The 9993-nt window shown below is 50.4% G+C and carries 11 protein-coding genes; 7 read left to right on the top strand and 4 right to left on the bottom strand.

Annotated features, from left to right (window positions below; genetic code table 11):
* Positions 1-114: 114 nt before the first annotated feature.
* The 4 genes from CSQ88_RS21040 to CSQ88_RS21025 all read left to right on the top strand — a co-directional run bounded on the left by CSQ88_RS21040 (position 115) and on the right by CSQ88_RS21025 (position 4910).
* Positions 115-2697 carry a hemagglutinin repeat-containing protein gene (locus CSQ88_RS21040; protein WP_099400029.1) on the top strand — a complete coding sequence of 861 codons (2583 nt, stop codon included), beginning with the start codon at positions 115-117 and terminating at the stop codon, positions 2695-2697.
* 250 nt (positions 2698-2947) lie between these two features.
* Positions 2948-3523 carry a hypothetical protein gene (locus tag CSQ88_RS21035; protein ID WP_099400028.1) on the top strand — a complete coding sequence of 192 codons (576 nt, stop codon included), beginning with the start codon at positions 2948-2950 and terminating at the stop codon, positions 3521-3523.
* A 37-nt stretch (positions 3524-3560) separates the two neighbouring features.
* Positions 3561-4313, top strand: coding sequence for a hypothetical protein (locus tag CSQ88_RS21030; RefSeq protein ID WP_099400027.1), 753 nt, complete (start codon positions 3561-3563; stop codon positions 4311-4313).
* Between the two features lie 171 nt (positions 4314-4484).
* Positions 4485-4910 (top strand): NADPH-dependent FMN reductase, encoded by a 426-nt coding sequence (locus CSQ88_RS21025; RefSeq protein ID WP_257212700.1) that lies wholly within the window; start codon positions 4485-4487, stop codon positions 4908-4910.
* Positions 4911-5204: 294 nt separating this feature from the next.
* Here CSQ88_RS21025 and CSQ88_RS21020 read toward each other — a convergent pair whose 3' ends face one another.
* The gene (locus tag CSQ88_RS21020; protein ID WP_099400026.1) at positions 5205-6011 is read right to left on the bottom strand and encodes a class III extradiol ring-cleavage dioxygenase; all 807 of its coding nucleotides are present in this window, start codon (positions 6009-6011) and stop codon (positions 5205-5207) included.
* 106 nt (positions 6012-6117) lie between these two features.
* Positions 6118-6525, bottom strand: a complete 408-nt coding sequence (locus tag CSQ88_RS21015) for a DoxX family protein (RefSeq protein WP_099400025.1) — start codon at positions 6523-6525, stop codon at positions 6118-6120.
* Between the two features lie 586 nt (positions 6526-7111).
* On the opposite strand from CSQ88_RS21015, the gene CSQ88_RS21010 reads away from it, so the two are divergent.
* The 3 genes from CSQ88_RS21010 (at position 7112) to eco (ending at position 9299) form a co-directional block, all read left to right on the top strand.
* Complete coding sequence (locus tag CSQ88_RS21010) at positions 7112-8026, top strand: LysR family transcriptional regulator (protein WP_099400024.1); 915 nt, start codon at positions 7112-7114, stop codon at positions 8024-8026.
* 70 nt (positions 8027-8096) lie between these two features.
* On the top strand, positions 8097-8609 hold the full coding sequence (locus CSQ88_RS21005; RefSeq protein WP_099400023.1) for a hypothetical protein: 513 nt from the start codon (positions 8097-8099) through the stop codon (positions 8607-8609).
* Positions 8610-8825: 216 nt separating this feature from the next.
* Positions 8826-9299, top strand: a complete 474-nt coding sequence (gene eco / locus CSQ88_RS21000) for a serine protease inhibitor ecotin (protein ID WP_099400022.1) — start codon at positions 8826-8828, stop codon at positions 9297-9299.
* An 84-nt stretch (positions 9300-9383) separates the two neighbouring features.
* Here eco and CSQ88_RS20995 read toward each other — a convergent pair whose 3' ends face one another.
* Positions 9384-9815, bottom strand: a complete 432-nt coding sequence (locus tag CSQ88_RS20995; RefSeq protein WP_099400021.1) for an SRPBCC family protein — start codon at positions 9813-9815, stop codon at positions 9384-9386.
* The coding region (locus CSQ88_RS23240) for a hypothetical protein (RefSeq protein ID WP_218963165.1) at positions 9812-9993 on the bottom strand (182 nt) is incomplete at its 5' end. The genes CSQ88_RS23240 and CSQ88_RS20995, both read right to left, overlap by 4 nt.

Raw genomic sequence — 9993 nt, 5'->3', positions numbered from 1 at the left:
CGCAGTAATCCGCGGGTTGTGAAACGACGAACTAAGCATTTTGCAAGTAGAAAAGGCACGGAAATTCTTAATCAACGGCATAACTGGGGAATAAAAATCATAAAGTGAACAGCATTGGGCTCTGCCCTTGAAACCACCAAAGGCAATGCGGACATCAGCGGCAAAAATGTAGCCATTACCGCATCGCAAGATACAGAGAAATCCAGCACCAGCAGCACCGTCACTGGCGGTGGTTTTTACTACACCGGCGGCATTGATAAAGCGGGCAGCGGCTATGAAGTAGGCCAGAGCAGCCAGCAAACCGATAGCAATAAATCCACCGCCAACACTTCTTCGGTAAAAACTGCGGGCGATTTAAATATCAATGCGGGCAAGATCAGTAATGAAGGCACACAGCTGGCAGCGGGTGGCAATGTTGCACTGAAGGCCGACAGCATTGATAACAAAGCCGCCACCAATACCAGCCACACCGATAGCAAGAGCAGTAACTGGAGTGTGGATATCGGTGCCAATGTGGATTACAGCAAAGTGACCCGCCCGGTTGAAAAAGCTGTTAATGGGCTGATCACCGGCAAAGTAAGCGATACCCTTGCCATTGCCTCTGTGGCAGGAAAAGTAGGCGCGCCCAATGTGGGTATCGATGTGCAGGTTAAAGCAGGCAATGGTCAGGGCAGCAGCGACAGCAGCAAGGCGATTGTCAGCCAGATCAGCGGCAAAGATATCAGCATCAATACCAAGGGCGCACTGAGCGATCAGGCCACGCAATACAAGGCTGATGGTGCCGTTAATATCCAGGCAGGCAGCCATGATTTAAGCGCCGCAGCCAATACGCAATCGTCCACACAAAAAACAGTGCAGGGCCAGGCAGATGCGCGGGTATATACCGAAACCGGTAAAGATGTAAATGTGAATGCCAGCGGCAAGGGCGGCAATCAAACCAACACCTCTAGCCAATCGGATGCCGTGGTCGGCAGCATCAATGCCAAGCAAGGCATCAATATCAATGTGCAAGATCATGCTAGCTATCAGGGCAGCCAGATCAATGCAGGCGAAGGCAAAACCGTGATCAATGCGGGTGGCGATGTGCGCTTTGATCAGGCTAACAATAGCCAAAGCGCCAGCAGCAACAGCGTGGCTGGCAATGCCAAGCTCAATGTAAATGTGAGTAAATCAGCCGGCGGCGGCGCGGGTGTGGGCGGGCAAATCAACAGCAGCGAAAGTAAATCCGGTACGGCAGTCGTTGGCAGCCTGGATGGCAAGGGCGGCACAGAGATTAAATCGGGTAAAGATCTGACTCTGCAAGGCACGCAGATTGGCAAGCAAACTGCCGCAGGCGATGTCACGCTGCAAGCCGCCGGTAAAGTGGATTTTCAGGCGGGCAGTAATAGCAGCAGCAAAACTGGCTCTGCGATTGGCGGCAATATCAGCGCTGGCGGCGGCGCTAGCGAAAGCAGCGAGAAATCATCCGGCAATGTGAACTTTGCTGCCGATTTTAATATCGGCAAGGTCAATGAATCGACGCATAGCCAGACCACAGGCAGCATTAATAGCAAAGGCAATGTAGTGATCAGCGCAGGTGCAGCGGCTAAAGATGCGGTGAGCCTGACAGGCACGCAAGTTAAAGCAGAAAATGTGGCGCTGGATGCCGCCAATGGTGGTATCAGCATTCAATCTGCCCAATCCGGCAAAGAAGTTAATAACTGGAATCTGGCCATTGGCGGTGGCGCAAAAGCAGGCCAATCCTTTAATAAAGACAGCAATGGCAAGGTGGATGAGGGCAAAGACACCTACGGCTTTAACGCTAAAGTAGCGGTGGGCGTGGATAAGCAAGATATCTTGCAACACCAGAACGCCAATATTGAAGCAGGCAAAGTCAGCATCAACAGCGGCAAAGATGTGAGCATTCAGGGCGGCAATATCAAGGCCGATGCGGTGAGCGGCAAAATAGGCGGTGATTTAATTGTGAGCAGCCAGCAAGACCGTGATCACAGCACCAAGGTAGATATAAGCCTTGGCCTGAATGCTGAAAAACATCAGGGTGAAAATGGCCTGGTTGCCGATAAATTAGGCGGGCTGGGCGATACCGTAAAAAACAAAGCCACCGATGCCGTCAATAAGGCCGCCGATAAAGTAGCAGACAAGTACGAAAACTTTGCCTTTAACAAAGGCCTGAAAACCGATACCACCCAGGGCGTGAGCTTCTCTGCCAAAGACGGCGGTAGTGTTGCCCTGCCGGAGCAGCTGACCAGCGGGCCATCAGAGGGTGGCAAGGTGGATGGCTTGGCGCGTAAAGCAGGTAATGGCATTAAAGATGCCCTGCTTGGCCATGATAAAGAAGGCTCATCGATTACCCCATCGCTTGATTTAGCCATTAAACACAGCGCCAGCGATTTTGTAAAAACCGAATCAGGCATCAGCGGCAAGCAGGGTGTAACGCTGGATGTTGGTGGTAAATCGGTTTTGACCGGCGCTAAAGTAGAATCCGCCGCAGGCAAAGCGGCAATTGGCCAGGTTGAAACGCATCAGCTCAGCGGCCGGGAGTATTCGGTATCTGTTGGCATTAACGCATCCACATCGCCTGGCGAAGTGATTTCTAAGGGCATAGATAAAATCAGCTCGGGCAGCACACCCGTACTGCAAGTCGGTGTGAGCAACCAAGCGCAAATCATTGATGGAGCCCTTATTTCAGCAAAATAATGCTTATAAGTTACCTGCGTGTATCTTACGCAACAGGTAAATCAAACAGCTTATATTCAATATGAGCAAATTTAACGATGATCGGGCTATTAAGAGCTGCACCGGCAAAATCTCGTTACCCCAAGGCGGAGCGTATCAATCCGGGTAAAAGCCCGGATTGATCCCCACCGGATGCCAAGCCCTTAAACCCTTGCCTGAGGCAATCAAACAATGGCTTTTATTCACATTTAAACTGACCGGGTATATCGCCATGAAATGGCCTTATCTAATTGCTGCAGCCTCCCTGATTGCCCTTAGCGCTTACTCACAATGGCCTGCAGACGCGCAATCCGCCCCCGCAGCAACCCCGTCTTCCCCCTCCGGCATCATCAGTGTAAAAGCCCCCTGGCTCAGTGCCGCATCCACAGCCGGATCAGCAGAGGCTGTAAAAGATAAAGACCAAAATCACGATGGCGTACCCGATGAGGTTAATGCTTATATCAGGCAGCATTACGCCACATCCCAGGTCAGCCAGCTCGCTTTTACCCAGCTGGCCCAGGGCTGGAGCAGCGCCATTTATGAGGTATCCACCCCGGAGCAAGCCAAGCTGGCGGGTGAGAAAATTGCCCGTGGCATTGCCTGCCTGATGAGCGAGGACGTCACGCAAAAAACCGGCAAAACAGCACACGCCATGTATGACGAGCTGCTCAAAACCCGCGCCGAAATGCTGGGTACCCCCCAGCGTACCGAGGCCTATTTACGCTTTCAGACACTGGCAGCCGGCCAGTATTTTGCTGATCCTGGCAATCAGCCCTGCAATTTCCAGCCTGCCAGTTTAAGCAACTGAAACCACGCTTTACCCCTACACAAAACAGGAGCTAACCATGCTGAAACGCCTTATCCTGCTTGCCACTTTAATAGCCAGCCCGGCCTTTGCCGCGCCCGCTGCCGTGGTTTTTGTAAATGGTATTCAAAACACTTTTGATGATTCTGTTGCCAGCATGCTGGTGCTTAAAGCCAATATGAAGGCCAAAAAACTGGATAAAGACTTTGTCTATGGCAATGCCTATAACGCCAGCAATGGTTTTTTCAGCGATATGTGGCAGGTATTTCAGCAAAAAAAACATGAAACGCAAAACGTCAAAGACTTCTGGCGCATGCTTGATGGCGGCACCACCCAGGCGGGCTGGATGAGCCAGGATATTTACGATAAATATCTGAACAGCCTCAGCACCAGCTCAATGCCCGAGCTGCCCGAGCATTTAAAAATGTACCGGCAGTATCTGGCCGAAGGGCGCAAGCTGGTACTGGTTGCGCATTCACAAGGCAATCTTTACGCCAATGCCGAGCAAAATATGCTGATCTCCGGCCCGCGCAGCGCGCAGGGCAAAATCAGCAGCGTGGGTGTGGCCAGCCCGGCTCAATATCTCTTGCCAGGCTCCAGCTATATCACCTCATCCTGGGATCAGGTGATTAACGGGCTGAGGATGATAAAAAACGCACTGCCATCTAATATCAGCATTGGCTTTCATCCAGCACAAGACACACTGGGGCATTCTTTTGTAAAAATTTATATGAATACTGCATACCCGGCGGCAGATCAGGTGCTGAATAATGTCAGCCTGCAAGCTGCTTAAGCACTTACAGCTTACTCAAGCCCAAGCACGTTTTCGCATTAGTTGTAATTAATCGCACATATAATCTGGCCATACGCGCTTGCACATTTGATTGCTGCGGCGTATCACTCTATGTACGGGCAGCAACACAAACTGTTGGCGCACCGCATCATTCACTAAGGGATATTAAAGATGACTATCAAAGCAATCGGAATCTCTGGCAGCCTGCGTAAAGCATCAACAAACAGTGGCCTGCTGCGTTGTGCCAAAGCCAATTTACCTGCGGGTATGGAATTAGAAATCGTCGATATCTCGGCGATTCCTTTTTATAACGGCGATATCGCAGCAGGCGATCGCCCTGCGGTATTGCTGGAGCTGCTGGCTAAAATTGCAGCGGCCGATGCGCTGGTATTAGCCTGCCCTGAATACAACTACTCCTTGGCCCCTGCCCTTAAAAACGTGATCGACTGGGCATCGCGCGAAGCAGATAACAAGGTACTGAACGGCAAGCCAGTCGCCATTTTAGGCGCGGCGGGTGGCATGGGCTCTTCCCGCTCGCAATATCATTTGCGCCAGGTTTGCGTATTTGTAAACCTGCACCCGCTGGCAAAACCCTAAGTCTTTGCCAACGCCTTTGCGGGTGGCTTTGACGCCAATGGCAATGTGACTGATGAAACCATCAGCAAAAATGTAGCGGCCCAGATGGTGGCGTTGCAGGAATGGACTAAACAGTTGCAGAAGTAAGATTTTTAGCCTTGATACATCGCTAAACCTTGAACCACAGAGTAAAACGAGAACACAAAGGGCCACAAAGAAAACCATCAAATCATTGATTTTCTCTGTGAAACTCTGTGCTCTCAGTAAGATCTGTGGTTCAATATTTTGCTTACTCAGCTTTAAGCTGAAGCATATTTAATCCTGCCAGCGATACACATCCATCGCCAACACCCCGCCGGTAATGCCACTATGGCTGCGCTCTACTTTCTCCCCCTGAGCAGCACCCATCACCACAAAAATAGGCAATAGATGCTCATCAGTTGGATGGGCACGGCTGGCTTCCGGTGCCTGACGGCGGTAATCGAGCAGGGCCTTGATATCGTTCGCCAGCAGCTTTTCATTCATCCAGGCCTGAAATGCGGGCACATACGCTGGCACACGCGGATCGCCTTCGGTAATATCGCCCATTACCTCGTACAGATTATGAGTCAGGCTGCCCGAGCCGATAATCATCACGCCTTCCTGCTGCAAACCTGCCAAAGCCTGCCCTAAGCGGTAATGATGCTCCGGGCCTTGCCTTGGCTGAATCGACAATTGCACCACCGGTACACCGGCATCCGGGTACATCACCCTGAGCGGCACCCAGGCGCCATGATCCAAGCCCCGGCTGGGGTGAACTGCCACCGGCAAGCCTGCTGCCTCTAATACAGCGGCCACTTTTTCTGCCAGCCACGGCGCACCGGGTGCCGGGTATTGCAAATCAAACAGCGCCGCAGGAAAACCACCAAAATCGTGAATCGTTTCAGGCTGGCTGGCCGCACCCACCGCAGGCTGCAAAGAGCCCCAATGCGCCGACACCATCAAAATCGCCTTAGGCTTAGGCAAATCCGCCACCAAAGCCTGCCACGCAAGGCCCGTTTTCCCAGCATCCAAAGCCAGCATGGGAGAGCCATGAGAAATATAAAAACTGGGAAACATGGTGAATTCCTTGGTATTCGACATTTTAAGAACCTGAAATCTGCAGACACAGAGCGCACAGAGAATCGATTTTCTCCGTGAAACTCTGTGTCCTCAGTATTCTCTGTGGTTCAAGATTTGGGTTTAAATCTTAATCCGCAAAACGAGGTGAGCGTTTCAGAGCAAATGCACCGTCGCCCATCAAGACCTGCACCAAGGCCGCAGCAATCAGAAACACCGGGTATTCCCAGCCGCCGTTGGCGTTACCAAACGACCAGCCATTAGCAAAGTGAACCGTGCTTGCACCAATCAATACCGGCAACAATGCAGCTGCCACTAAACGTGGATAAAGCCCCAGCAGCAGGAACAAACCACCAAACACCTCAGCCCCCGCTACCGGATAAGCCATCCAGCCCGGAAAGCCAACCGAAGCAAAAAACTGTGCCGTGCCTGGCAAAGTAAACACAAACACCTTGGTTAAGCCGTGTGCCAGAAACATAATGGCCAGAGCCGTGCGAAGAAAAAGGGCTGCGTATGGGGCGGTTTTGTTATCAATCATTTTGAATCTCCAGTGGTTTGCGCCATGTGTTTGGCATCGATGGAGTGCAGTATGACGATTGCCGCTTGAGGGATAAATACAGATATCCTCAAATAATTATCCCTGAATGTGGGATAATTAAATGGGTGTTGGGTAAGGCCCAAAGTACAGTCATAAAGATCTGTTTAGTGCCTTCGGCACATTGATTTTGGAGCGGTTAGCCACCGCGGGGCCTTCCTTTCTTGCTTCGCCAAGAAACGAAGCCAAAGAAGGCGACCCCACGAAGCACGAAGGCCCCTCATCTGCGGACAGCGGCGGCTGCGGAACTCGCTTCGCTCAAACAGGCATCAAAGAAACCCCGCCCGCTTGTTCCTCGCTTCGGCGTGCTTCAAGGGGAGATTTACGCCCAATGCAACCGGCTATGACAAGCGACACCTTACCAAGTTTGAAAAGTCTAAAAATTCAAATAAAACGACTTAACTCTAAATCTGTTTTCTCCGTGAAACTCCGTGTCCTCTAAGGCCGAAGTGGTTCAAGATTTGGGTTTTGATCGCTCTCTGCCAAACAATCTGCGGGCCTCACCCCGCCCCAACACGAGCCCACCATTATGGACAAACTCACCGCCATGCAAGTCTTTACCCGGGTTGTTGACGCGGGTAGTTTTGTAAAGGCTGCTGATCAATTGGATATCTCCACCAGCGCGGTATCGCGTTTGGTGGCAGAGCTGGAAGCCCACTTAAATACCCGCCTCTTGCAGCGCAGCACCCGCAAGCTCAGCCTCACCGAGGCAGGCCGCCTTTACCATGAGCGGTGTTTGCAGATTTTGGGCGATGTAGCCGAGGCTGAATCGGAGCTGGGGCAGGAAGGCCAGCGGCCCTTTGGCCTGCTGCGGATTAATGTACCGGTGTCTTTTGGCCAGTTGCACCTCTCCCCGCTGATTTCTGCTTACCAACAGGCCCATCCCGATGTAATAGTAGAAGTTGAGCTGACAGACCGCAGCGTAGATCTGGTTGAAGAAGGCTTTGATCTGGCACTGCGCATCTCAGGCCAGATCAGCGATACGCTGGTGGCAAGACGTTTAGCGACCATTCGTATGGTTACCGCAGCAGCGCCCGGCTATCTGGCCCGGCACGGCAGGCCGCTCTCCCCTGCCGATTTAGCCAACCATAACTGCCTGATTTACACCCATGGCAGTCGCCGGGGCGAGTGGGATTTTAGCGGGCCGAATGGCGATATCACGATAAAAGTAGCCGGGCATTTCAGAGCCAATAATGGCGATCTGTTGCGCCGCGCGGCCCTTGCCGGGGAAGGCATTATTTGCGAGCCCAGCTTTTTGATTGGTGAAGATTTAGCCAGTGGCGCGCTGGAAATCCTGCTGCCCGATTACACCGCCCCGGAGCTGGCGCTTTACGCCGTCTACCCCAGCCGCCGCCACCTCTCCGCCAAAATCCGCAGCTTTATCGACTTTTTACCCGCCCAAATGAGCGAGCCACCCGCCTGGGATGGCTGGATGAAAAAATAAATCATTACATATACCAAGAGATTGCCCCTGTATATTGCCCACATCAGAGCCTAACCTGGACAAACGCCCCATGAAATCCATCTTCCTGATCAGCGCCCTCTGCTCGCTTTTAGTGGCTTGCGGTGGGGGTGATGTCACCGTAAATAGCGACGGCATCAATATTGTTGCCGTCGACACCGTGCCCACAATCAATGCCCTGCGAGTGCTTGCCGGGGTAAAAGACGCCAGCGGCATTACCCCGATTAACGACGGTTTCTTTAGCGTGGAATGGGATGCAAAATCCACCGACATCGCCACTTTAAACCTTCACCTCAGCAAAGACGCACTGGTCAGCGGTGATGATACTGATTTGTTTTTTACGCTAAACCCGGAAAAAAACGCGAGAGCAACCCTGAAATGGGAAAAAGACAAAGACAATATCTCTCTGTCTGGCGTGCCAACTTCGGTTAATTCATTTTTAAGCAATAACCCGGAAGGCAAAGGCTATATCATCGCCAAAGCCTGTGGCTTTAAAGTGGATACTGCGGGTGGATCACGCAAGGAATGCGTGCAGAAAGAAATAGCTATTAAACTTATCAAATAATATTAATTAGATTAAATAAAAAATAAATCATTGATTAAAATTACAGACCTCACAAATATATATTCCATTTTATTGGAATGGAAAATTGTGATAAATATCATTAACTTTCTGTAAATAGTTGCTACTCTTTAATGCTGATCGTCCATATGATGCCTTATCAATATGCTGCGGCTCTTGCCATAAAGATTGCATCAATCAAATTTTAAGGAAGATTAAATGAAAATTAAACTAGCTATCCTTACCGCCATCACCTGCGCCAGTACCTTTGCCGCCAGCCCGAGCCCGGATCCTATGAAGGCTTTTCCTGCGCCAGAAGCAGGCTTTATTCGCCAAGTGATTCAGCTACCTAAGGTTAAAAACCCAGAGCTTTATCGGGTGCAATTATTGCTAGGCAAGATGATGGAAGTGGATTGCAATACCAGAAATTTGGGCGGGCAATTAAAAAAGGAAACCGCACAGGGCTGGGGATATGACTATTGGATATTGCCACAAATTCAGCCGGGTATCAGCACCATGATGGCCTGCGATCCTAATGCGCCTAAGAAACAAGCTTTTGTTAGCGTTTATTCAGAAGAGCTACACCGCTATAACGATAAATTGCCCATGGTGGTTTATGTGCCTGAAGGCGTGGAATTACGTTACCGTATTTGGTCTGCCAAAGATAAAACTCAAACTGCAGTAAATGGTTAATTAATTTATATAAAAAGGCGATATTAGCTCAATGCTGGCATCGCCTTTTTTAATCTCCGCATTTATACCATTAAGAATACCCAATTAAATATTCACAGCCTGAACGCCTTCTGCCTGTGCTTTAAGTCTTTGCAAGGTAATGGGCAGGCCCTTATCCACCAGCGGGGCAAGCATTCTGATTAAAAGGGGTTTCAGCAGCCCGGCAAACGTCACCCGATGCACCACTCTGGTACCACCCTCAACCACCTCCAGCTCGTGATCAAAATCCATACGAAACAGGAAAGTCTTGCTGGTAACCGTAAAGTTACGGTTTAGCTCAATGGCGGTCACTTCCATAGGCACCGTATTGCCCTTGGTAGGCGTTAAACTGCCTTTAGAACCAAGCGTTAAGCCCTTCTTCAAAAAAGAAGCCTTAGTATCCGGATCCCATGCCTTCCAGTTATCAACATCCTGGTAAATACGAAAAATCGTTTCAGGTGCAGCGGCAATCACAACATGCTTCTCTACGATATTCATCGCTTTTCCCAAGTAAAAACTAAGATACACGCCCACGGATTGCAGGGGGCAAGCCCAATGCTGTTCACTTTATAGTCAAATGATGGATAATTGATAGATAATTTCTTTTTTTCATTAATCATGAAGTATGGCGAGCAGAGCTGCACATTTGGAAGATTCGATTCGAATATCTGACTAC

This window comes from Iodobacter sp. BJB302 (genome assembly GCF_002735645.1).
GTDB lineage: Bacteria > Pseudomonadota > Gammaproteobacteria > Burkholderiales > Chitinibacteraceae > Iodobacter.
Note: the sequence above shows the minus strand (reverse complement) of the source record. Positions and strands in the feature narration are given on the sequence as shown.

Excerpts from the sequence above, each read along its gene's own strand:
- CSQ88_RS21010 (WP_099400024.1), top strand. The coding sequence starts at position 7,112 with ATGGACAAACTCACCGCCATGCAAGTCTTTACCCGGGTTGTTGACGCG.
- CSQ88_RS21030 (WP_099400027.1), top strand. The coding sequence starts at position 3,561 with ATGCTGAAACGCCTTATCCTGCTTGCCACTTTAATAGCCAGCCCGGCC.
- CSQ88_RS21025 (WP_257212700.1), top strand. The coding sequence starts at position 4,485 with ATGACTATCAAAGCAATCGGAATCTCTGGCAGCCTGCGTAAAGCATCA.
- CSQ88_RS21005 (WP_099400023.1), top strand. The coding sequence starts at position 8,097 with ATGAAATCCATCTTCCTGATCAGCGCCCTCTGCTCGCTTTTAGTGGCT.
- CSQ88_RS20995 (WP_099400021.1), bottom strand. The coding sequence starts at position 9,815 with ATGAATATCGTAGAGAAGCATGTTGTGATTGCCGCTGCACCTGAAACG.
- CSQ88_RS21020 (WP_099400026.1), bottom strand. The coding sequence starts at position 6,011 with ATGTCGAATACCAAGGAATTCACCATGTTTCCCAGTTTTTATATTTCT.
- eco (WP_099400022.1), top strand. The coding sequence starts at position 8,826 with ATGAAAATTAAACTAGCTATCCTTACCGCCATCACCTGCGCCAGTACC.
- CSQ88_RS21015 (WP_099400025.1), bottom strand. The coding sequence starts at position 6,525 with ATGATTGATAACAAAACCGCCCCATACGCAGCCCTTTTTCTTCGCACG.
- CSQ88_RS21035 (WP_099400028.1), top strand. The coding sequence starts at position 2,948 with ATGAAATGGCCTTATCTAATTGCTGCAGCCTCCCTGATTGCCCTTAGC.